At 55.7% G+C, this 22,477-nt stretch carries 18 protein-coding genes, 1 tRNA gene and 1 pseudogene; 11 read left to right on the top strand and 9 right to left on the bottom strand.

From position 1 onward, the window contains the following. Nucleotides 1-262: 262 nt before the first annotated feature. From CLV88_RS15460 to CLV88_RS15440, 4 genes and pseudogenes are all read left to right on the top strand, one after another. Nucleotides 263-972: pseudogene (locus CLV88_RS15460) on the top strand (IS6 family transposase). Nucleotides 973-1,056: 84 nt separating this feature from the next. Then, entirely contained in the window at nucleotides 1,057-1,206 is a 150-nt protein-coding gene (locus CLV88_RS23790) for a catalase-related domain-containing protein (protein ID WP_207797077.1), read from the top strand. 747 nt (nucleotides 1,207-1,953) lie between these two features. After that, entirely contained in the window at nucleotides 1,954-2,418 is a 465-nt protein-coding gene (locus CLV88_RS15445; RefSeq protein ID WP_243403683.1) for a MarR family winged helix-turn-helix transcriptional regulator, read from the top strand. Continuing rightward, nucleotides 2,419-3,123 (top strand): MOSC domain-containing protein, encoded by a 705-nt coding sequence (locus tag CLV88_RS15440; RefSeq protein ID WP_106609320.1) that lies wholly within the window; start codon nucleotides 2,419-2,421, stop codon nucleotides 3,121-3,123. Nucleotides 3,124-3,382: 259 nt separating this feature from the next. Here CLV88_RS15440 and CLV88_RS15435 read toward each other — a convergent pair whose 3' ends face one another. The 5 genes from CLV88_RS15435 to CLV88_RS15410 form a co-directional block, all read right to left on the bottom strand. Next, complete coding sequence (locus CLV88_RS15435) at nucleotides 3,383-5,059, bottom strand: thiamine pyrophosphate-binding protein (protein ID WP_243403682.1); 1,677 nt, start codon at nucleotides 5,057-5,059, stop codon at nucleotides 3,383-3,385. Between the two features lie 204 nt (nucleotides 5,060-5,263). Continuing rightward, entirely contained in the window at nucleotides 5,264-7,675 is a 2,412-nt protein-coding gene (locus CLV88_RS15425; protein WP_106609317.1) for a GcvT family protein, read from the bottom strand. Next, complete coding sequence (locus CLV88_RS15420) at nucleotides 7,668-10,103, bottom strand: GcvT family protein (RefSeq protein WP_106609316.1); 2,436 nt, start codon at nucleotides 10,101-10,103, stop codon at nucleotides 7,668-7,670. The genes CLV88_RS15425 and CLV88_RS15420 overlap by 8 nt, the downstream gene beginning before the upstream one ends. Next, nucleotides 10,100-11,389 (bottom strand): aspartate aminotransferase family protein, encoded by a 1,290-nt coding sequence (locus CLV88_RS15415; protein ID WP_106609315.1) that lies wholly within the window; start codon nucleotides 11,387-11,389, stop codon nucleotides 10,100-10,102. The genes CLV88_RS15420 and CLV88_RS15415 overlap by 4 nt, the downstream gene beginning before the upstream one ends. Then, complete coding sequence (locus CLV88_RS15410; RefSeq protein ID WP_106609314.1) at nucleotides 11,386-12,930, bottom strand: trimethylamine methyltransferase family protein; 1,545 nt, start codon at nucleotides 12,928-12,930, stop codon at nucleotides 11,386-11,388. Before CLV88_RS15410 ends, CLV88_RS15415 begins: the two co-directional genes overlap by 4 nt. Nucleotides 12,931-13,037: 107 nt before the next feature. On the opposite strand from CLV88_RS15410, the gene CLV88_RS15405 reads away from it, so the two are divergent. After that, complete coding sequence (locus CLV88_RS15405; protein ID WP_106609313.1) at nucleotides 13,038-13,904, top strand: LysR substrate-binding domain-containing protein; 867 nt, start codon at nucleotides 13,038-13,040, stop codon at nucleotides 13,902-13,904. Nucleotides 13,905-13,984: 80 nt separating this feature from the next. Here CLV88_RS15405 and CLV88_RS15400 read toward each other — a convergent pair. The 4 genes from CLV88_RS15400 to CLV88_RS15380 all read right to left on the bottom strand — a co-directional run bounded on the left by CLV88_RS15400 (nucleotide 13,985) and on the right by CLV88_RS15380 (nucleotide 16,375). After that, nucleotides 13,985-14,071 (bottom strand) — tRNA-Leu (locus tag CLV88_RS15400). A 211-nt stretch (nucleotides 14,072-14,282) separates the two neighbouring features. Beyond that, nucleotides 14,283-14,804 (bottom strand): CBS domain-containing protein, encoded by a 522-nt coding sequence (locus tag CLV88_RS15395; RefSeq protein ID WP_106609312.1) that lies wholly within the window; start codon nucleotides 14,802-14,804, stop codon nucleotides 14,283-14,285. A 266-nt stretch (nucleotides 14,805-15,070) separates the two neighbouring features. Further along, entirely contained in the window at nucleotides 15,071-15,322 is a 252-nt protein-coding gene (gene nqrM / locus CLV88_RS15385) for a (Na+)-NQR maturation NqrM (RefSeq protein ID WP_106609310.1), read from the bottom strand. Nucleotides 15,323-15,346: 24 nt separating this feature from the next. Next, nucleotides 15,347-16,375, bottom strand: a complete 1,029-nt coding sequence (locus CLV88_RS15380; protein ID WP_106609309.1) for an FAD:protein FMN transferase — start codon at nucleotides 16,373-16,375, stop codon at nucleotides 15,347-15,349. 173 nt (nucleotides 16,376-16,548) lie between these two features. Here CLV88_RS15380 and CLV88_RS15375 point away from each other — a divergent pair, with 173 nt between their 5' ends. Genes CLV88_RS15375 through nqrF form a run of 6 tightly spaced genes read left to right on the top strand, consistent with a single transcriptional unit; the run spans nucleotide 16,549 to nucleotide 22,409 of the window. After that, nucleotides 16,549-17,901 (top strand): Na(+)-translocating NADH-quinone reductase subunit A, encoded by a 1,353-nt coding sequence (locus tag CLV88_RS15375; protein ID WP_106609308.1) that lies wholly within the window; start codon nucleotides 16,549-16,551, stop codon nucleotides 17,899-17,901. A 3-nt stretch (nucleotides 17,902-17,904) separates the two neighbouring features. Continuing rightward, nucleotides 17,905-19,104, top strand: a complete 1,200-nt coding sequence (locus CLV88_RS15370; protein WP_106609307.1) for an NADH:ubiquinone reductase (Na(+)-transporting) subunit B — start codon at nucleotides 17,905-17,907, stop codon at nucleotides 19,102-19,104. Beyond that, nucleotides 19,097-19,912: a Na(+)-translocating NADH-quinone reductase subunit C gene (locus CLV88_RS15365; RefSeq protein WP_106609306.1), complete on the top strand. Its 816-nt coding sequence runs from the start codon at nucleotides 19,097-19,099 to the stop codon at nucleotides 19,910-19,912. The genes CLV88_RS15370 and CLV88_RS15365 overlap by 8 nt, the downstream gene beginning before the upstream one ends. After that, the gene (locus CLV88_RS15360) at nucleotides 19,912-20,565 is read left to right on the top strand and encodes an NADH:ubiquinone reductase (Na(+)-transporting) subunit D (RefSeq protein WP_106609305.1); all 654 of its coding nucleotides are present in this window, start codon (nucleotides 19,912-19,914) and stop codon (nucleotides 20,563-20,565) included. The genes CLV88_RS15365 and CLV88_RS15360 overlap by 1 nt, the downstream gene beginning before the upstream one ends. Beyond that, complete coding sequence (gene nqrE, locus CLV88_RS15355) at nucleotides 20,565-21,173, top strand: NADH:ubiquinone reductase (Na(+)-transporting) subunit E (protein WP_106609304.1); 609 nt, start codon at nucleotides 20,565-20,567, stop codon at nucleotides 21,171-21,173. Before CLV88_RS15360 ends, nqrE begins: the two co-directional genes overlap by 1 nt. 12 nt (nucleotides 21,174-21,185) lie before the next feature. After that, the gene (gene nqrF, locus CLV88_RS15350) at nucleotides 21,186-22,409 is read left to right on the top strand and encodes an NADH:ubiquinone reductase (Na(+)-transporting) subunit F (protein WP_106609303.1); all 1,224 of its coding nucleotides are present in this window, start codon (nucleotides 21,186-21,188) and stop codon (nucleotides 22,407-22,409) included. Nucleotides 22,410-22,477: the final 68 nt, after the last annotated feature.

Raw genomic sequence — 22,477 nt, 5'->3', positions numbered from 1 at the left:
GAGTCGAGATCAATGATTTCAGTGGCTACCTAGCAACAAATGCTGTTGTACCTTGGACGTATAGTCTGACTGCCTCAACGTATTCCGGACATTAGTTTCGCCATTGCAGGTGCCTCCATTTGCGACCTTATGAAAGCCCCCAGCTGTTGCAGATGTTTTGCGCGGCGATCGCTGTTGCGCCAAGTCAAATTGATGTGGCGTCCAAAGTTCCCGTCGGTATTGCCAAGTTGTTTGTACGGCTTGGCTCCGTCTTTACCTTTTGATGAAAATTCCGACCAGCATGCCACGCCTAAGGGGATTTCGCTATCCTCGAGAGGTGATTTCCTACGCGGTTTGGGCTTACCACCGCTTCGCCATGAGTACAGCAGATGTTGAGGACTTGCTCGCGGAGCGGGGAGTCATTGTCAGCCGAGAGGCCATTCTTCTATGGGTCATTCGTTTTGGACAGCATTTCGCTCAGTGCGTCCGTCGAGACCGTCCACGACCGAACGACAAGTGGCATCTGGGCGAAGTCGTCATCACGATCCACAGCAAAAAGCATTGGTTGTGGCGAGCCATCGACGCATCTGGCGATGTGCTTGATATTCTTGTGCAACCACGGCGGAACGCAAAGGCGGCAAAGCGGTTCTTCCGGCGCCTGATTGCTCAATTCGGCGAGCCTAGGGTTGTCATCACCGACAAATTGCGCAGCCAAATAAAGCCGGTCAGCGCGTTGGCATCGGGGGCTGACCATCGCGCCCACAACGGCTTCAACAACGCGATCGAAGCCTCCCACAGGCCGACCCGCAAAATAGAGACGATATTTGGCCGGTTCAAGTCACACCGGCAGGTCCAGAGGTTTCTATCGGCGCACGACCAGATCAACCATATTTTCCGCCCCCGCCGTTATCAACTCACTGCAGCTTCAATCGCCATGCTCGCAACGACGCTTTTAGCCTGTGGGTCGAATACACCGCCGAAATGGCAGCTTGAGCGTAGTCGACCGCCATGTTCCGGTCAGCCGAAAACAACTTCGCAATACCCGTTCGACTGATGTTGCCTGACCAGCAGTAAGCACTGTTTAAAAACACAGCCCGTGCCGTTGGCGGAGCAAGGGAAGACATTCAGTGCCGGCACATTGCGAACTGCCTGCAAGCCGATCCGGCCTATGGGGCCGAAGTTGCTAAGGCACTAGGGTTGAGCATTGGCAAGAACGAAGAGGAGTGATGATGCACTCAATCCATCAAGGCTAACGGGACAGCACAAACAACACCTGCACTGGCCGGGAACTTCGGGAACCGGCCTGTCACCCCGAAAATATTACTGACCTTTCCCAGGCACGTGGTCATGAAAGGGCGCGAAGACGGCACATCGGTTCGAGGCACCACCAACTCTTGCGTTAAGCAATGCAACCATTGTCGCCGCACTTTTGGGACCCTGTTGGTCTTGTTTCCAAAGGCGTAGGAACAGGCGTCCGAGCAAGGAGCTGACCAATCTCAGCCCCCAACTGCAATTCTGAGACACTTCCAAAATAATGCGCCGATATACGGCCACTCTGGTCCAAAAGCACAAGGCTGGGCGTACCGCGCATCCCGAATGTAGTCATTGTTTGTGGCAGCGGTCCGGCGCCTTGTTCGTCGTCTCCGATGGGAAACCTGATCTTGTATTCGTGCAAAAAGGCCTTCAACGATACCGGCGTCATCGCTTCGTGATGTTCAAAAACGGAATGCAATCCAATCACCGCAACTTTATCGCGGGGAAAGCCGCTGTAAGGACTGTACCAGTGGAATCCCGAGTAAAACGCACCATGGGCACAACATCTGGAAAGCCTCGATTAGAACAACTCAACCATGGAAATCTGAAAGCTTAAGGGTATCAGGCGTATTGACTCATTCGCTGACTTGCAGTTCTGGCGCTCGCATCTTGGTCAATCGTCTAGCTAGGATAGATACCTCTTCAGGCTGGACTGATGACTTGAACCCGGCACAAAGGGCTGCGCTGGAGTATCTGTCTGAGGCAAATCAGTTTTCCCGTTCGCCTTCGCATGTCGCCGAATATCTGGGAACAACGCGCGGGACGATGTCCCAGACGCTGAAAGTGTTGATGCGCAAAGGATACGCCGAAGAGCGCAGACAAAAATCCGACCAGCGATCAATTTCTTACGAGCTGACCGAGGCAGGCCTCGCTGCTGTGACAGAGGCCAATCCGATTGCAGACGCCATTGACAACCTGCCCACTGACGTTCAGGCCGCGCTCGAGAATAGCTTGCATCAAAGCCTGAAGCTGGCTCTTGCAGCCAACTGCGGCCAGTCTTTCGGGAAATGCAAGACCTGTGCCTATCATGACGCCGCCTCCGATAATGGCTTCTGCACTTTGTTGGAGCTTGGCCTGGGGCCTGACGAAAAACACAAAATCTGCATCGAACACAAAGGGGCTTAAATGATCCTTCCTGAACTATCGGCGGAAATCGGCGGCATCTTTCTAGGCAGAATCCGGGAACGCTGGCAGGGAAAATCACCTTCTGCCATTCAAAAAGACGCGGTATCCGGCCAACAAGTCATTTCACCAGCCGGATTTTCAGAAGATGCGCAGGCAGACCTGACCGTACATGGCGGCGAAGAAAAGGCCATTCACCACTACGCACAGGAACACTATGTGGACTGGCAGAGCGAGGGGCATATGGCCGCCGCTACAGCACCTGCCGCCTTTGGCGAAAACATCACAACAACTGGTTTGACCGAGGAAAACCTCTGCATCGGTGATATCTTGCGACTGGGCACAGCAACCGTTCAAATCAGCCAAGGCCGCCAACCCTGCTGGAAGCTAGGGCTGCACACCGGGAATGAAAAGATGCCCTACATTTTCCAAAAAACAGGTCGCACAGGATGGTACTACCGTATGCTGGAAACCGGCGTGGCTGAAGCAGGCAGCCGGATCACGCTGATAGAAAGACGCAACCCTGACTGGAATGTCCTGCGTGTGACACGTGCCCGGCTAACGCGCAGGGTATCGCGCGAACGTGCCGAAGCTCTGGCGGGTCTGGCAGAGCTCACTTCCGGCTGGCGGCTGGCATTCTCGCGCATGGCTGCAGGGGAAATCAGCGAAGACACAAAGGCGAGACTTGTCGACCAGAGTGGAAAATGAACACAGAGGTATGCTGCTTTGTCGAATGCGGTTACAGGAACAATCGAATTGATCGAAACATGAGGGCGGATTTTGCCCACCGCGGATCAAACCTTCTATCCACAGAACTTAAAGCGGTCCTAAGCCACTACCAGGGCGGCCACAGGATCGTTCGCGATCAAAATTCATGCTCGCGAACAATCTATTTTCTTTTTCTGCAAAAATGCCGCGTTTCCGTGACCAGTTTACGGCCCGGGATATCGCGGCATTCGGCGAGACGTCAGTCGTTGTCATCCTGTTTGGTGAACAAATCTTTGCGCAGGGTCATCAGGGCACCAGGGTCAATTTTGCATTGAATGACGGTGGTTTGATTGCTCGCGATCGCATCTTTCAGCGCTGGTCCCATCTTCCCTACTGCGTCGACCCAAATTCCCTTACCACCACACAACTCAGCAAACTTGTCGTACCGCGGCGACTGGATCTCCGCGCCGAGTAAGCGACCACCAAAGAACTCCTGTTGATAGGCTTTTTCCGCGCCCCACGCTTCATTATCGAGCACAATAATAACGATGGGCAGATTATGAGAGATTGCAGTTTGAATTTCGACCATAGTATAGCCGACGGCACCATCGCCCATGATCGCCACGACCGGGCGTTCAGGGCTCGCTGATTTTGCACCTATTGCGGCCGCCAGACCAAACCCTACAAGCCCGAAATCAAGCGGTGTGATCAGGCTAAGTGGCTCATAATGCGCCAACCGGTCGGCAGCTTGCAGACATGTGTTGCCCGTGTCGAGTGTGGTAATTGCGTCTGCCGGCAATGCATCGCGAATTTCAGCCAAAGCTCTGCGCGGATGCATCGGCCACGTTGCAATCTCAGCTTCCTCCGCGCGCTCTTTGGCAAGGCTCGCCATGTCGGCTTTAAACGCTTCGCGCCACACATCTGCGTTTGGCTTATTGGCCTTAGGCGCAAGTGCTTCGGCGGTTTGGCGAGCATCTGCTTGTACGGCAATCTCGGCCGGGAAATAACGACCCACTGCCGAGCCATCGATGTCGACATGTGCGATACGCGTATCCGCGCCAACATAATCATTGCTATGGAATGTCGAATTGAAACCCAAGCGCGCGCCGAGAACGACCAAAACGTCCGCCTCTTTAGTCAGTCGGCTGGCAACGCGGTTGCCACGCGGGCCAGCCTGACCCGCAAACCACGGGTGGCCATGGCGCATAACGTCGGCATGCCCGGTAGAGGCAACAACAGGCACCTCCAACGTTTCAGCAAGCTCGGTAAGTGCCTCTCTGCCTTTGCCCCACTTAAAACCGCCGCCAGCAAAGATGACCGGGCGGCTCGCGTTAGAGATCAGTGAGGCAATCGCGTCAACATCCTCTGGCGCCGCCGGTCCTGGGCGTGCAATGGCCACCGCCTTAGGTTCTACATCAGGCAACATGGCCGCAAACAAATCACGCGGGACATGCAATACAACCGGACCACGGCGCCCTGAGCTGGCAAGACGGATTGCGTCTTCCAACATCGGAGCAAGCCGCGACGGGTCCGTCACCATAACCGAACGTTTCGAGATCGGCGCAAACAGCGCGACCTGATCAACTTCCTGAAAGGTATCCTTACACTGGTCCGCCCGCGTGATCGCTCCAGCAATGACAACCATTGGAGAATAGGCCAGCTGTGCCTCGGCCACAGCAGTCACAATATTAACAACACCGGGACCGGCTTGCGCACCCAAGACCACACCGGGTTTGCCCGTCATGCGAGCCCATGCATCAGCCATATGTCCTGCGGCACGCTCATCCCGCGCACCAACATAGGAAATCTCACCGCCTTCATACATGGCATCATAAAGTTCCAGCATCGAACCGCCCAACAGGCCGAACACGGTGTCAATTCCGTTGGCCTTTAGCACTCGGTAGACGGCCTCACCGCCGTTGATCTGGTTACTCATCATTATTTCCTCTTTTTCGGGCACCGCTGCAAAGGATCCCCGTCCTTGCCGCTGGTCATCCATTTTGGTGACTGGAGCACAGCCAACCCTCTGTTTTCGCCAACAAATCGGCCATCCACAGCCTTGCCAGCCCAATGTGTTTTGTTTTGCGCAGCCGGGTGGACAGTCAGTTCTCCACTTTTTGTGGCCTTAACGTCCGTCATCTCAATCATCTGACCTTGGACGGGCGTTCTGCGGGTCAAAGATTGAGTTTGCGTGGACAGAGACCGGATATTGCTGATCCAAAATTTGCACCGACAACCCGGCCTGCGGCGTGCCCTTGCGTACAAAGAGCCAACCCAGCGACTTGCCCACGGTGTAGCCATAACCGCCCGACGTGGTCAAACCTACTGGTTTTCCATTCAAAAGAACCGGTTCGCCACCGTGAATGTCGATACCATCCGCGTGCAATTCGCAATAGAACAGCTCCCAACTCGGATCACGCGACATCAACGCGGCTTGACCCAGAAAATCGCGACCCTCTGTTACGACAAACCTGTCCAACCCAACGTCCAGCGGGCCAACATCCGTCGTCAGCTCCCCTGACGCGCGGTATGCCTTTTCCATGCGCATCCCGTTAAAGGCATAGGAACCCAGATCAACAAGACCGTGCTTTTCACCCGCCGCAAACAACGCATCGTAAAGCGCACAAATGTGTTCCAGCGGGGCGTGAAGCTCCCATCCCAATTCGCCCACAAACGAAACACGCAGCGCATAACAGGATATGCCAGCCACTTTGATTTCCTGGCCCGACAGCCACGGAAACGCCGCTTTGGTGAGATCAGCGTCGGTCAATTCTTTCAGAATAGTCCGAGACGCAGGTCCAGAGAGCGCCAGCATACCCCAATCATGGGACAGATTTACCATCTGTACATCTTCTCCGTCGCAGATATGCGACTTGATCCAGGCAAAATCCGGCGCGGCCCGTGCGATGGGCGATCCCGTGAAATAGCGATCCTCGTCAATCCGCCAGATCGTAATCTCCGTTTCGAACCGACCCTTTTCGGTCAACAGGTGGTTCAGGGTCATCCGACCGTGTTTCGCGGGTAGCTTGTTGGCTGAAAGACGGTTTAAAAGTGCGCCTGCATCCTTGCCAGTGATCTCGAACTGCGCAAATGCGCAAAGATCGATCACCCCAGCAGCTTCCCGCGTGGCTTTTGCTTCTGCGGTCGCGTTTTTATGCCATGCTTGATGGCCCCAGCCCAACGGCTCCACCTCACCCACTTCACCAAAGTATCGCGGACGCTCCCACCCGGCGATCTCACCAAATACTGCTCCCTTTGCCGCGAGCCGATTATAAAGCGGGTGGCGGTTCAGTGGCCGCAAGCTTTCGAACTGTTTGCCTGGACATGGGGTATCATGCCGACGCATAAATTCGTCTTTGGTGCGCTCGACGATAAAATGGTCCGTCGCAAAATTGCCGTACCGACGTGGATCGAACCCACGTGTGTTGATCTCGGCTTCGCCATGCACCATCCAGTCGGCCAAAACTTTGCCAGCTCCGCCGCCCCACGCAAGCCCGATTGACGACCCACAGGACAACCAAACATTCGGTGCGCCAGAAGGCCCAACCAACATACCGCCGTCCGGTGTGTGCGTAATCGCGCCCCGCACCACACGTTTGATACCTAACTCAGCAAGCACCGGCATTTTCTCTAGTGCAACCATCAAAAAGTCGCCAATCGAGTCATAATCCGCCTCAAAAAGCTCGTTTTCAGCAGCCCAGGGCGCGCCCTTTGGCATCTCCCAGACCGTCGGGCAAACATGCCCCTCATAAATACCGATTAACCCTGATTTCTGCTCCTGCCGGATATACCCCCCAAAGGAATTATCACGCATCACAGGAAGCTCGGGGCGATCGAGAAACTCTGGCACCGTGTCCGTGACCAGATAATGGTGCAGACAGCTGACCGATGGTATTTTCAAGCCGAACCATTCGCCCACCTGATTGGCATAGGAACCAGCCGCAATCACAACATGTTCGGCCAGAACATCTCCTTTTTCGGTTTTTAACAGCCACATATCGCCCTTGCGCGACGCGCCCGTCACCTGATTGTGACGCTCAATTTTGGCCCCGCTCGCGCGTGTCGCCGCGGCCAGCGCCATTGTCACCGAGGATGGATCGATATGACCGTCCTTAAACGTACGCACAGCCGCCTTAACGTCATCGACTTTGTAAAATGGGTTTCCTGCAGCTACTTCTTCTGGCCCAACCAATTCCATTGGAAGGTCCAGCAAGCGGCCAACACCCATGATAGACTTCATCCAGTCGACTTCGTCATCCGTAGTTGCGATGCGAAATCCACCAACCTCGTGCCAACCAATCGACTGGCCGGTTTCCTTCTCGACTCGCTTGTAGGTCTCGATCGACGTCTTGTTGATCCATCCGGCTAAACGGGATCCGACCGCGTGGGCGATCTGCCCGGCGGCGTGCCAAGTTGACCCACTGGTCAGTTCCGCTTTCTCAAACAGAATGGTGTCCGTCCAACCATTCTCGGCCAGCTGGAACTGGGCTGCAACGCCCATAATCCCACCACCAATAATGGCGACTTGCGTGGTGCGCGTAGTATCAGTCATGTGCAAACGCCTCTTTGGCGGGTTTCAGCGAAGCCTTGGCCGCATAGCGCGTACAGGCGATTTCAATTTCAAACCCTTCGACAACACGCCCATCCAACAGACCCAATGGTGCCCCCGAGTCTTCGGGTGTCGTGGCTGCGGGAACGTTGATCATGGCAAGCGCAACCGAGCGACCGAACCGATAACTCCATGCCGCCGACGTGATCTGACCTACAACTTTCCCGCCAAAATAAACTGGCTCATCATGGATAGGGATAGCCGATGGATCATCAAATAGAACCGACACAATGCGCCGCTCTGGTGCGTGCCCATTCAGCGCCTCTTCACCGACAAATCCGGTCCCAAAGGCACAAAATGCGCCTAGACCTGCCTCTTGTGGCGTGTTGCCGGGGCTAAGTTCGTGCCCAAAGGCGCGGAACCCACTTTCAATGCGCAAAGACCCACTGGCAAACAACCCGGCATGGCTCGCGCCCGCCGCGACAAGCGCCTCATAGGCGGCCATCGCCATGTCTGCGGGAATATAAAGCTCATACCCCTCTTCACCCGTAAAGCCCAGTCGGCCAGCCCAGCCCCGCGCCAAGCCGATTTCAATGGGAGCGAATTGAAACCGCTTCAAGTTTGGAACTGGGCTGTTCGTGGTGGCCTGCAGCGTTTCGCGGGCTTTGGCTCCCGCCAACCCAAGCACCGCATAACCACTTGTGACATCTGTGAATTCGACGCGATAATCACCCTTGGTCTCACGCATACGCTTAAGATCACGCACGACTTCGCCTGTACCCACAATCATCAGATACGTTTCTGGCCCATGGCGCTGCACTGTGATGTCGCTTTCCACGCCACCACGATCATTCAGAATCTGGGAGTAAGCAATGCGCCCCTCAGCGATATCCATCTGTGCAGCACACAGCCGGTTCAGGAATGCGCTGGCATCCGGCCCTTGGACCATGATCTTGCCAAAGGCGCTCTGGTCCAGAATGGCGGCGCCGACGCGGCAGGCGTCAACTTCTTGACCCACTTGTTCGCGCCACTGCGGCGCACCAAACGTCAACGGCAAATGCGCAGCGTGTCCGCCAAAATGTACAGCCCGCTCCCAGCCGCCCCGACTTTCAAACCGGGCGCCCGCCGTCACAAGACCTGCGTGGATCGGAGAACGTCGTTGACCACGCGCTGTCTCCATCGAGCGACCCGGAAAGGGGTTATCATAATGTCGACCCAAGACTTCCGGAATACGCGCTTCCAGCGCTCCTAGAACATTCATCTCAGGGCTGAAACGGCGTATATCCGCTTCGTTCAGTTCCATTGTCGGCTCGCCCGCTATGATCCATTCGGCCATCGCCTTTCCCGCGCCACCCGCCAGCGCAATCCCAGTCGAGTTCATGCCACCCATCAGGAAAAGCCCGGGCACCTCTGGGCTTTCACCCAACATGAACTGACTGTCCAAGGTGAAGCTCTCCGGTCCATTCAGAAGCATCCGCACTTCGGCTTTTTCCAACGCTGGAATGCGCTCCAGCGCATTCTCCATCATCGGCATAAAATGGTCCCAGTCCTCGTCCAGCAGGTCAAACGAGAAATCTCTGGGCAACCGGCTCATCGGCAACCCTTTTGCATGAGGCTCAAAGCAGCCAACCAACAACCCTTCGACATCGTCTCGGGCATACAGATAAGCATCCTGATCGTTCAACGTCGGCAGGTGGACACCCTTGCCCAACGCCTGCACTTCTTCCAGCGGCTTCGTCAGAATGTAGAAATGCTCACACGCATAAAGCGGCATATGCGCCCCGGCCATCTCGGCAACGTCGCGTGACCAAAGACCACAGGCGATCACCACCTCATCCGCTTGGATGACATGATCGCCCACTTCTACCCCTGATATCCGTCCACCCTTTTTCTGCAATCCTGTCACGGCCGTGTCTTCGAAAATCTGAACGCCCCGCGCCCGCGCGCCTTTCGACAATGCCAGCGCCACGTCTGACGGGTTCACACGGCCGTCCGAGGGCGACCAGACCGCACCAATCACATCGTCTGTCTTAAGAAGCGGCCAAAGCTCCTGCGTGCGTTTCGCGTCAACCACCTCAGCTTCCAACCCAAAGGCGCGCCCCAAAGACACTTGCCGTTTGATATTGGTCAATCGATCCTGATTGGTTGCCAATGTCAGCGAACCTGTTTGCGTCCAGCCAGTGGCCTGTCCGGTCTCGACTTCCAACTCGCCGTAAAGGTCAATCGAATAGTTGATCAGCTTAGTCAGCGTCGCCGACGGCCGCAAACGCCGAACCAACCCGGCGGCGTGCCATGTTGTACCAGAAGTCAGTTTGGACCGCTCCAGCACAACGATGTCTTTGCGACCCTCACGAGCCAAGTGATAAGCTATAGAACAGCCAATTACGCCGCCGCCAATAATGACGGTGCGGGCTGTGTCAGGCAAAGTCATTTTAGAACCCCGTCTCGGATCATGTCTGCAAGTGTTGCGCGAAACGCGTCCAGCGCCTCGTCGATCAACTCAGGTGTATGGGCACCACTGGTAAGGCCGGACGTATACGCCATCATATCGACGCCCCGATGCAACATCCCATCGCGATAGGCTTTGACCTGCACGGGTGGCAAACTGCGTATCTGAGCAGGTGTCATCCCATCAATAGTGTCGCGTCCGAAATGGATGTGAAAAATCGAACTGTCGCCATAGGCCAATCCTACAATTCCTGCATCTGCCATTGCTGTGTTCATACCGGCGCGCATCCGGTCCGCCATCGCATCCGCCTGCGCCTGAATTTCACCAGTTGCCAAAATAGGCATGGCCGCACAGGCCGCCGCCGCAACGAGGGGCGAACCGTTAAACGTGCCCTTGTGACTGACTGCCGGGGCAATCCCGTTCCGTTTGGTGGCGTTGCTCATCAACTCCATGATATCCGCGCGACCGCACACAGCACCGCCGGGCAGACCACCTGTCACGACCTTGGCCAGCGTTGTCAGGTCCGGCACAATCCCATCCCGCGCTTGCCGTCCACCAGGCGACCAACGAAAACCAGTGATGATCTCATCAAAGATTAGAACTACCCCAGCTGCTCGGGCCACATCGTGCAATGCACGTAGCGTGTCAGTTGCCAATGGAACACAGCCGTAATTTGCTCCCGACGCTTCAATGATGACCGTGCCAATACGCTCATCTTCCAATGCCTTTTGCATCGCATCGGGTTCCGCCGCACACACATCGATCAATTCATTAATGGCCTGCGGTATGCCCAGACTAGGTGTTGTATCACTTCCGGGTTTTGCACCCTTAAGCGCATGATCGTGCCACCCATGGAAATGCCCATCCACACGCAAAACCCGGTCCTTGCCAGACCACGCGCGCGCCAACCGAATGGCAAGCATCGTCGCCTCGGTGCCAGACGATGTAAATCGCGCCCGCTCTGCCGACGGGTAAAGCCGGTTTACCCATTCAGCCCATTCCGTTTCCAGTACATGACAATCCGCGCTAAAGATCGAACGCTCGGCTTGTCTCTGTACCGCCTGCACGATTTCAGGGTGGCAATGACCCAGCATCTGGCTCGCACTACCCATCTTGAAATCTAGATATCTCTTGCCGTCCACATCCCATTTCTCGGCGCCTTTAGCGCGGTCAATGAAAACCGGATGCGGCGCGCGATAGCGCAACTCATGACTAACTCCGCCGGGCAACGCTGCACGGGCTTGTTCAGAAAGTATTTGGCTGGTCATACGCTTCGCCCAATTTGAGCCCGGCTGAGCTGAATATCAAATCGGTCCCGTAGAACCTGATCAACCTCGTCAGAAAGGTGAGTCGGAAAATACTCGCTCAACAACTCTTTGGCCTTTTCCTTGGCCACCTCGCCGACATCCTTTGAGCCGTCTTCGTGCCATTCAGTGGGCGTACGCCGATCACCGATATGGGGGTAAAAATAGTCTGATTTCATGCGGTTAAACGTGTGCTTTTCCCCCAGGTAATGCCCCGGCCCCAAGCACACCTGCGCGATCACATCTGCAGCAATGTTCTCTGGCGTCGCCTCGACACCTCGCACCGTGCGCAAGATGTTTCCAAGCAGATCGTTATCACTGACATAGCCCTGCAACGAAACGCCCAGCAAACTGGCGTGAATTCCGGCCGCCTGAGTTACAATGTTTGATCCAGCATGAGCCGCCATAGCCACCGCCAAACTCTTCTCTGCGCCATATTGCGCGTCTAGCGTCTTAGCATCGGTAATTCCGGCAATGGACGACGTCGGCAGATCAAAATGCCGTCCCATCTGGGCCGCAGCCGCCATAAGAATGGCCTGTTCACCGCCGCCACCCGACATCGACCCGGTCCGCAAGTCAGCAACCAATGGCTTGGGTGCAAAAATGGCCTTGGCCTCAGGGTCAATCAGACGCGCAAACACCAATCCGGCCAACGTTTCCGCAACCGCCTGCACCAGCGATCCGGCAATCGTCGCCGGACTTGTCGCGCCGGCCTGCCCCGCGCTGATCAACTGAACTGGAAAACCCGCGTTGATTGCCGCTTCCAAAACTTCACACGCTTCTTCGGCAAATCGCATCGGCGGCACGACGTGGCACACCATAACCGTCAAAAACGGTCGCGCCCGAAACGCCTCCTCACCTCCAGCGATCGCATAACAAAGCTCGGCAATTGCAGGCACATTCTGCGGCTCGGTGATCGAAATCGATACGTGCTTGGACGTACCCGCCAGACAGGCATACGCCGTATTAATGTCCATCAAGGCATTGTCTTCGACATCGCGCGCCACAACCGGGCGGCTAAAATGGTGGATGTTTTCCATGCAATCCACCAACCGCGCCGCGTCATAGAGATCGGCCAGAGTCGCAGGTCGATATTCACCCGAATCCATATCAAACACACCGGGTGCCGCCCCGCCTGTCGACATATGCACACGCGCCTTTTCCAAACACAGGTCCCGCTCAGACACCTGCCCACATAGCGTGAAATCGCGCTTCGCTTCCGCAATTGCCTTTTTGACAAGTGCTCGTGGAAAGAGAAGACGGCCATCTGCCGTCATCGATCCACCTGCGGCCACGACTTTTTTCTGCATCGAGGGGATCGCTTGGCTAAGCCCCAAAGTCTCCAACAACGTGAACATGGCTTCTTCCACCAATGCCACCTCTTCGCTGGAAAGAGGCTTAAGACGTCCCCCCATGACCCCGGGCCAAACAGGTGGGCTGGGGTCAGGCGCCGCCGCCTGCTTCATGCGGCCTTCGCGACCGCGCCGTTTCGATGGTTTTGACATGTCTCATGAGCTCAATTTGATATTTGGCGGAGCATCCCAAAAAGAATGCTTGTTTACAAAGGCGATTTTCTCAGCATTAGATGAGCAAAACTTATCTATAGGCCATCATGAACTATTCACTCCCCGCGCTTCGAGCCTTTGACGCTGCCGCCATGCAGGGTAGTTTTCGTGCTGCCGCAGCAACACTCTCAGTCACGCCGACGGCCATAAGCCACCACATCCGCGGATTAGAGGATCAACTGGGCGTCAAACTGTTTGAACGCGCTGGGCGCGACGTCGTTCTAACCGAAGATGGCAGGCGACTGGCCGAGTCCACGGCCAAGGCCTTTGGAATACTCGATGATGCTGTTCAAACATTACGCAGAACGTCCCGCAAGGCCGTACGCCTTGCGGCAGGCCCGATTTTCACAGCTCGGTGGCTGATGCCCCGTCTCAGCGACTTCTGGGAAGCACACTCAGATATTGAGCTTGAGGTGGTCCCTTCTTATCAACCCGGCGCCATTGATCAGTCCGGAGTAGACATTGTCATTCGCTGGGAGCGTACCGCCTCAATGCCAAAGGATGCCATTAAACTTCTGGAACTAAACCCTGTGGCAATCGCGAGTGAGGAGTTCATGGCAAGGTTTGGCGCCGTCGAGTCTCCCAAAGATCTCCTGGGATTGCCACTCTTGCACCAAAGGGATCATTGGGGTTGGCTAGATTGGTTCGATGCCATGGGCGTACGTGTGCCAATGCCTCTTCGAGGTCCATTGTTTCAAGACGCCAATGCCCTTATTCGAGGTGCCACAGAAGGGCAAGGCGCGATTGTCGGGTGGCTCCCGCTGATTGATCAGGACTTGCGAGAAGGCCGCGTCGTGCGGCTTTTTGACGAGCAAATAACCCCAACTCACGGCTATTTCGTGGAGACCGGATCGGGCAACCGCGCTCGCCGCGAAACCGAGAATGTAATGGCGTGGCTTCAAGGCGCGGCCTAAAGCAAACTCAATAATGCCCGGGTGCTCCCAAAAGAATGTCCCTTGACCAACTTCAAGTCATCAAAATTGTCGAAAAATTTTGGTGCCCAGAAGAGGACTCGAACCTCCACGTCCATACGGACACTAGCACCTGAAGCTAGCGCGTCTACCAATTCCGCCATCTGGGCACGGGTTGGTGAGGCTGGGATTTAGACCTGCCTCAAGGGAGTGTCAACGGCGATTCTGTGAATAGTTCAAAATATTCATCCGCCCTTCCTGCACGACGCACAATACTCACAGTACCCACACACAACCAGAGAAACACGCGCAAAATCCTCGCGGGAAAAGCACACCGCCGTTCTCACCAAATGACCGCAACAGAGCAGATTTCTGCTGACGTCAGCCTACAATCAGCTGCTTCAACTGAAGCGCTTCATGTTCCAGCTCAGTCAGGCGGAAATTGATCACGTCTCCGATTGTCACCATACCCAAAAGGCCCGTGTCGCTGACTACCGGCATGTGCCGGAACCGCCCGGCTGTCATGCGTTTCAGAACTGACACCAACGGTTCCTCGGGGGTACATGTCTCTACATTCTGGGTCATCACGTCACCCACCAACTGCGGCAATGTCTGCCCTGGCGTGTCGGCCAGCTTCCGCACGATGTCGCGTTCCGACAAAATCCCGCACAGCGCGCCATTTGCGTCTGTCACCATCAGCGCACCGATGCCCTTATCCTTTAACGCATCCACCGCGTTCTTAAGCGTTTCTTGTGGCCTGATTGCAAAGACATCCCTACCTTTGCCTTTCAGAATATGCCCAACAGTCGCCAGCTCGGATTTGGTATTCGTTTCCGAACTTTGACTGCGGGTGCGGGTATCGGTTTGATCTTTGCGCATAGGTGCCTGATAAGACGTTGGCATTGCGGCACGTTCCTCCCAGAATGAATTGCCATTGGTTACAACCTACAGCATAACCCAGATTCTGGTTAAGCGGAGATAAATTTGCCAGATTTGACCCTGACCCCGCTCATTGCGACCACGATTTTTGTCGCAGCATGCCTCATGGGCTACCAGTATCGGCGCGTCTGGAAGTCCGAAGGCCCTCGCTGGCAGCTTTGGATTTATGGGGTTTTGGCAGCGTCCGGACTCTTGGTGCTCGGCTTTATACCGCTAGCAACCGGATAGACTCAGCTACGTGCGTTTTCCACATCCATCTGAGCACGTTCCAGCATCTTTTTCGCCCGCGGACAGGCCAACCGCTCGCGCAGCGGGCTGTCCGGGTCGATATCTTTCTTGCAAACCAGACACTGATCCGCATCCGCAATCGCGTTTAATCCGCCGCAGCTTCCCTTGATCGACTTGTTCATCAGAATCACGCCAAGCGCCATGCCCAACATGATCAAGAGTAACAGGCTGAAAGTCAGAAAAAACGTAGCCATTGCTGCAACGCTCCCAAGGTTGGTTTAGGCCTTAAGGTCCGCGAAACGTTTGCTTGCAACCGACTTGAATCGCAGATCAGCGGCTTCTGCGTCTCTTTCGACAAACAGCACAGCCAGATCGTTTTTCTCTGCAATCTCAAGCCCACGCTCGCGACCAAGGATCAACATAGCCGTCGCCCAGGCATCTGCAAGCATACCGTTCTCAGCCAAAACAGTGGCCGAAGCGGTTTTGTGCGTGATCGGACGGCCGGTCACAGGATCGATGATATGCGAGAAACGCTCACCGTCTTTTTCGAAATAGTTGCGATAGTCGCCCGACGACGCCAGCCCCAGACCGGACACGCCAACAACGTCCATCACACCACCAGAAAGTGCCGCTGGTTTCTCGATGCCGATCTGCCAAGGCAGACCATCTGCATTCACACCAGAGGCATAAATGTCGCCCCCGATTTCAACCATATAGCTTGTGATTCCAAAGGCTTCCAATGCGCGACCCACTTGGTCAGCGCCAAAGCCCTTGCCGATTGCTGACAGATATACCTGCGCGTCAGGCTGCTTTTTCTGCAACGCCGACGGCGACACCGTCAAAGTATCACGATGTCCCGAACGGGCCTTTGCAGCAGCAATAGCATCCGCATTGGGCACCTGTGTCTGACCGTTTGCGCCAAAACCCCACAGCTCAATCAGCGGACCCATTGTGGTGTCAAACCGGCCCTCGCTGGCAACGTTTACGTCTTCCGCCGCCCGCATCACATTTGCGAGATCGGTAGAGACCGAAACGGGTGCGCCACCAGTTTGGGCGTTAAACCGCGAAATCTCTGATCCTGCATCCCAGTTTGACATCTGATTGTTCACCAGCGCTAGAGCATTCTCTACGCCTACTTTGACCTCCGCTTCGCTCAACGAGCGATTCGCGTCCAACGCGACAACGTTATACGTTGTGCCCATCGTCAGGCCGGTAATTTTCAAGACTTCAGCACCCGGCTTACATGCGGCAAGTGCAAGAGACATCAAAACAAAAGAGCGACGATTCAGCAGGATCGATTTGGACACGGTGGCACCCCTTTTTGTGGGTAAGTAAGCTTCTCAAGGATTGGCAGGTGGCTTGTCGACGACATTACGGGCTATTTCAACCAAAAAAAGGGCAGTATAAGTAGATTTTCCTACTTTCGCTAGACTGACACATATCGCATAAGCCAGTGAAAAATCGTTAGGGGTTCGAAACTTTGAAGTGCTTTCCGCTACGCAAAGGCCTGAACGTGCCCATCCAAGGAGCACCCAGGACCGAGATCGAAGCTGCCCCAAAGGTGGAAACCTTTGGTATTCTTGGCAATGACTATATCGGATTGAAACCGCGCATCCTCGTTGCCGAGGGTGATGTTGTTGGTGCCGGTACGCCGATCATGATCAACAAGGATCTGCCGGATGTGCAGATCGTTTCACCGGTTGCCGGTCGCGTCAAGGCGATCAACCGGGGCGCGCGTCGCCGCTTGATCAGTATCGAGATCACCGCGCAGGACGACGCGGCTGATGCGGTTGATGCGGTTGATTTCTCTAACGTAGGAGACATCAGCACACCCGAAGGTCTGACAGAGCGTCTATGCGCCGCGGGCTTGTGGTCTGCATTCCGCACGCGCCCCTACTCAAAGGTGCCCGACCCGGCCAGCCGCCCGGCGTCCATTTACATTACAGCACTTGACACAGAACCGCTCGCCGCGAACCCGACACCCATCATTCAGGAAGAAGCGGACGCCTTTTCCAAAGGGGTTGAAGCTATCGCAACGCTGAGCGAAGGCAAAACCTATCTCTGTCAGGAAGAGGGCGCCAACCTGCCCGGTTCTGATCTCGCAAATGTTGAGCCTGTCGCCTTTACCGGTCCACACCCTGCGGGTCTCGCGGGCACCCACATGCACTTCCTTGAGCCTCCAACCGGCTCCAAGACCGTGTGGACCATCGGCTATAGCGACGTCCTGATGATTGGTCGCCTCTTGCTGACCGGAAAATATGACGCGTCCACCGTGATCGCCCTGACCGGTCCGGTCTGCGCCGATCCGCGTCTCGTTCGCACCATATCTGGCGCCTCCATGGAAGAGCTGAGCGCAGGCGACAAGCCTACCGATCTTCCGGTGCGGATGGTGTCTGGTTCGGTTCTTAGCGGAACCGCTGGTGATGGTGTTGACGCTTACCTGGGTCGCTACGCCCGCCAGATCACGCTGATCGAAGAGGATCACAAACAGATCCCAATGGGCTGGATTCGCCCGATGTTCGCGAAATACGCGGTTCAGCCAGTGCTGGGGTCTGCCTTGTCCAAGGTCAAATTCCCACTCACGACAAACCTGAACGGCGGGCGCCGCGCCATGGTACCTTTGGGCACCTTCGAAGAGCTGATGCCACAGGATTTCCTGCCAACCCAGCTGATGCGCGCCCTGCTCGTGATCGACACGGATCAGGCCCAATTGCTTGGTGCACTGGAACTGGCCGAAGAAGATCTCGGCCTGATTGGTTTCGCGTGCCCGGCCAAGTATGAATACGGAGAGGCGCTTCGCGACTGCCTCACCAAAATCGAGAAAGAGGGCTGACCAGTGGGGCTTAGAAACTTCTTTGATCGGATCGAGCCGAACTTTACCAAGGGCGGCAAGTGGGAAAAATACTTCCCCATCTACGAAATGGTAGAGAGCTTCATCTACACACCCAAGACCGTGACGACGGCCGCGCCGCACGCACGCTCTTATGTGGATATGAAGCGCATCATGACCTACGTGGTGATCGCGACGATCCCATGTATCCTGATGGCGCTCTACAACACAGGCTACCAGACCAACCTCGCCATAGCCGAGTTTGGCGCATCCGGTTGGCGCGCATCCATAATCGATGCACTTGGTATCGGCTTTAACGCCGCCAACCCGCTCGCAAACATGCTGCACGGGCTGATGTACTTCCTGCCGATCTATATTGTGACGCTCGTCGCAGGCGGCATCTTCGAAGTTGTCTTTGCCACCATCCGCAAACACGAGGTAAACGAAGGTTTCCTTGTTTCTTCGATGCTCTATGCACTGATCGTTCCCGCCACCACGCCACTCTGGCAGGTCGCGCTGGGGATCATTTTTGGTGTTGTGATCGGCAAAGAGGTATTTGGCGGTACCGGCAAAAACTTCCTCAACCCCGCTCTGACCGGTCGTGCGTTTCTGTATTTCGCCTACCCCGCACAGCTTTCGGGTGACAGCGTCTGGGTGCCTGTTGATGGCTTCACCGGCGCAACCGCGCTGGCCGTCTCCGCCTCTGATGGTTTCCAGGAACTGGCCGCGCGCGGCATGACATGGTGGGACAGCTTCTATGGCTTCATCCCCGGCTCCATGGGCGAAACATCCACGCTGGCCTGTATCCTTGGCCTGATCTTCCTGTTGGCCACCAAGATCGCCAACTACCGAATGGTTGTTGGCTGTATGGCGGGAATGATCGGCTTTTCGCTGCTCCTGAACTGGATCGGGTCCGACACCAACCCAATGTTCGCCATGCCATGGTACTGGCACCTTGTTGTCGGTGGCTACGCCTTTGGTCTGGTCTTCATGGTGACCGAGCCTGTTTCCGGTGCACACACCAATATGGGTCGCTATATCTATGGCGCGCTGATTGGTTTCATGGTTGTGATGATCCGTGTGATCAACCCGGCCTTCCCAGAAGGTATGATGCTCGCCATCCTCTTCGGCAACGTATTCGCACCTTTGATCGACTACTTCGTCGTACAAGCGAACATCAAACGCAGGGCAAAACGACATGTCTGACGATTTGAAAGATGACGCCCCCAAAGGGGCAATCCGCCGCTTCTTGGCTGCACCCCCCGATTCCGTCGGCAAAACAATCTTTGTCGCCGTGTCGGTCTGCCTTGTGGCCTCCATGATCGTGTCCGCCGCCGCCGTGGCGCTGCGCCCGATCCAAGAGGTGAACGCGCTCAAAGACAAACAGATCAACATTCTGCAAGTCGCTGGCATTTACGATCCAAACCAAGACGTTCTGGAATCTTTTGCCGCGTTTGAGCCTCAAGTGCTTGAACTCGCCACCGGCACCTTCTCGGATCAGTTCGACCCGGCCACCTTTGATGACCGCACCGCAGCCGACGATCCCGCCACTTCCGTCGCGCTGGACAATGACCCGGCTGGCATCGTGCGTCAGGGCAAATTTGTCACCGTCTACCTGCTGCGCGACGACGCCGGCGCGGTCGACAAAGTGATCCTGCCGATCCACGGCTACGGCCTCTGGTCTACGCTCTATGGCTTTATCGCGCTGGAAGAGAACGGTAACGACATCTTTGGCCTTCAGTTCTACCAGCACGCCGAGACACCAGGCCTTGGTGCCGAGGTGGACAACCCGCGCTGGAAATCACTCTGGAACGGCAAAAAGCTGGCCGACGCCAATGGCGAGCTGCAAATCAGCGTGACCAAAACCGCGCCCGCCGCCGGTGCCGATCACCATATCGACGCTTTGGCCGGGGCAACACTCACCACTGTCGGCGTCCACAATCTAGTGAACTTCTGGATGGGCGAAAGCGGCTATAAACCATTCCTGGATAACCTCAAAGCGGGGGGCGTGTAATGGCGCATAAACGTAGAGAAATGCTGATCGACCCATTGGTCGACAACAACCCGATCACGCTCCAGGTCCTTGGCATCTGCTCCGCCCTCGCGGTGACATCTTCGTTGCAGGTCGCCTTTGTGATGTCGGTCGCCGTGACGCTTGTCACCGGGTTCTCATCGATGTTCATCTCGATGATCCGCAACCAGATCCCCGGCTCGATCCGGATCATTGTACAGATGGTCATTATCGCCTCGCTGGTGATCCTCGTAGACCAGATGCTCAAGGCATACGCGTTTGAGATTTCCAAGACGCTTTCGGTCTTTGTGGGCCTGATCATTACCAACTGTATCGTCATGGGCCGCGCTGAGGCGTTTGCGATGAAAAACCCACCTGTCGCCAGCTTTATCGATGGGGTCGGCAACGGGCTCGGCTATGGCCTGATCCTGATGATGGTCGGCGTGATCCGCGAACTTTTTGGCGCAGGAAGCCTGTTTGGCATCACCATCCTAGAAACCGTGAACAACGGCGGCTGGTATGTGCCCAACGGTCTCTTGCTCCTGCCACCATCGGCATTCTTCATCATCGGTCTGATCATCTGGGCGTTCCGCACATGGAAACCTGCCCAAGTGGAAGAGCGTGAATACAAAATCCAAGTTGCAGAGGCGCACTGATGGAAGGTCTTCTCTCTCTCGCCGTAAAGGCTATCTTTGTTGAAAACCTTGCCCTCTCCTTCTTCTTGGGCATGTGTACCTTTATCGCCGTATCGAAAAAGATCTCGACGGCAATTGGTCTGGGTATATCGGTAATGGTGGTTCAGTCGATCACCGTACCTGCCAACAACCTGATCCTGAACTACCTGCTCGCGCCCGGTGCGCTGGCATGGGCCGGGTTCCCTGACGTGGATCTGACATTCCTGGGCCTGATCTCCTATATCGGGGTGATCGCCGCGCTGGTTCAAATCCTCGAAATGGTGCTCGATAAGTACTTCCCGCCGCTCTACAACGCGCTCGGTGTTTTCTTGCCGCTGATCACCGTGAACTGCGCCATACTTGGTGGTTCGCTCTTCATGGTCGAACGCAGCTATGACCTCGCAGAATCTGTGACCTACGGCATCTCTTCGGGCTTTGGCTGGGCACTGGCGATCACCGCGATGGCTGGCGTACGAGAAAAGTTGAAATATTCCGACATCCCCGACGGGCTTCAGGGCCTTGGGATCACCTTCATCACCGCAGGACTGATGGCTATGGCCTTCATGTCCTTCTCCGGCGTGAAACTCTGAGGAGCTGACACTATGGCAACATTCGGCCTTGGCATTGCCCTCTTCACCGCAATCGTTCTGGCGCTGGTCACAATCATTCTGGCCGCCCGCTCCAAACTGGTGTCCAGCGGCAATGTGAACATCGTCATCAACGGCGAGAAAACCATCTCTGTACCCGCCGGGGGCAAACTGCTGCAAACCCTCGCAGAACAGAAACTGTTTGTCCCCTCCGCCTGCGGCGGCGGTGGCACTTGCGCGCAATGCCGCGTGAAAATCCACTCGGGCGGCGGATCGATCCTGCCAACCGAAGAAGGCCACATCACCAAGCGGGAAGCGGCCTGTGGCGACCGCCTGTCCTGTCAGGTGGCCGTAAAACAAGACATGGAAGTCGAAGTTCCCGAGGAAGTATTCGGCGTCAAAAAATGGGAATGCACCGTTCGTTCGAACGAAAACGTTGCCACTTTCATCAAGAACCTCGTTCTTGAACTGCCCGAAGGCGAAGACGTAAACTTCCGCGCTGGTGGTTATATCCAGATCGAGGCACCCGCGCACTCGCTCAAATACACCGATTTCGACATTCAGGAAGAGTACCGCGAAGACTGGGACAAGTTTAACCTGTGGCAATACGATTCCACTGTGTCCGAACCGATCGAGCGCGCCTATTCCATGGCAAACTACCCGGACGAAAAGGGCCTTATCATGCTCAACGTCCGCGTCGCCTCGCCTCCTCCGGGTTCGCAAGGCATCCCTGCGGGTCAGATGTCGTCATACATCTTCAACCTGAAGCCAGGTGACAAGGTCACTATCTCCGGTCCGTTTGGCGAATTCTTCGCGCGCGAAACCGAAAAAGAGATGGTCTTTGTTGGCGGTGGCGCCGGCATGGCCCCTATGCGGTCTCACATCTTTGACCAGCTCAAACGCCTCAAGAACAAAGATCGCAAGATCACGTTCTGGTACGGTGCGCGCTCCAAGAAAGAGATGTTCTTTGTCGAAGATTTCGACCAACTTGCCGCAGAGTTCCCGAATTTTACATGGCACGTCGCCCTGTCTGATGCTCTGCCCGAGGATGACTGGGACGGCCATACAGGGTTCATTCACAACGTGCTCTACGAGGAGTACCTCAACGCCCATCCGGCACCGGAAGACTGCGAATTCTACATGTGTGGCCCACCCATTATGAACCAGTCGGTGATCAATATGTTGGTCGATCTGGGTGTAGACCGCGAAGACATCATGCTGGATGACTTTGGCGGCTAACCAAACGCTCAGAACCAATTCCAAACGTGGGGTATTATCCCCGCGTTTTTCGTTTGTAGCAAACTGTC

Origin of the sequence: Shimia abyssi (genome assembly GCF_003014475.1) — a bacterium.
In the GTDB taxonomy this organism is placed as follows: Bacteria; Pseudomonadota; Alphaproteobacteria; order Rhodobacterales; family Rhodobacteraceae; genus Shimia; species Shimia abyssi.
Note: the sequence above shows the minus strand (reverse complement) of the source record. Positions and strands in the feature narration are given on the sequence as shown.

Excerpts from the sequence above, each read along its gene's own strand:
- CLV88_RS15415 (WP_106609315.1), bottom strand. The coding sequence starts at position 11,389 with ATGACCAGCCAAATACTTTCTGAACAAGCCCGTGCAGCGTTGCCCGGC.
- CLV88_RS15365 (WP_106609306.1), top strand. The coding sequence starts at position 19,097 with ATGTCTGACGATTTGAAAGATGACGCCCCCAAAGGGGCAATCCGCCGC.
- CLV88_RS15440 (WP_106609320.1), top strand. The coding sequence starts at position 2,419 with ATGATCCTTCCTGAACTATCGGCGGAAATCGGCGGCATCTTTCTAGGC.
- CLV88_RS15425 (WP_106609317.1), bottom strand. The coding sequence starts at position 7,675 with ATGACTGATACTACGCGCACCACGCAAGTCGCCATTATTGGTGGTGGG.
- nqrM (WP_106609310.1), bottom strand. The coding sequence starts at position 15,322 with ATGGCTACGTTTTTTCTGACTTTCAGCCTGTTACTCTTGATCATGTTG.
- nqrF (WP_106609303.1), top strand. The coding sequence starts at position 21,186 with ATGGCAACATTCGGCCTTGGCATTGCCCTCTTCACCGCAATCGTTCTG.
- CLV88_RS15410 (WP_106609314.1), bottom strand. The coding sequence starts at position 12,930 with ATGTCAAAACCATCGAAACGGCGCGGTCGCGAAGGCCGCATGAAGCAG.
- CLV88_RS15395 (WP_106609312.1), bottom strand. The coding sequence starts at position 14,804 with ATGCCAACGTCTTATCAGGCACCTATGCGCAAAGATCAAACCGATACC.
- CLV88_RS15420 (WP_106609316.1), bottom strand. The coding sequence starts at position 10,103 with ATGACTTTGCCTGACACAGCCCGCACCGTCATTATTGGCGGCGGCGTA.
- CLV88_RS15435 (WP_243403682.1), bottom strand. The coding sequence starts at position 5,059 with ATGAGTAACCAGATCAACGGCGGTGAGGCCGTCTACCGAGTGCTAAAG.
- nqrE (WP_106609304.1), top strand. The coding sequence starts at position 20,565 with ATGGAAGGTCTTCTCTCTCTCGCCGTAAAGGCTATCTTTGTTGAAAAC.
- CLV88_RS15405 (WP_106609313.1), top strand. The coding sequence starts at position 13,038 with ATGAACTATTCACTCCCCGCGCTTCGAGCCTTTGACGCTGCCGCCATG.
- CLV88_RS15360 (WP_106609305.1), top strand. The coding sequence starts at position 19,912 with ATGGCGCATAAACGTAGAGAAATGCTGATCGACCCATTGGTCGACAAC.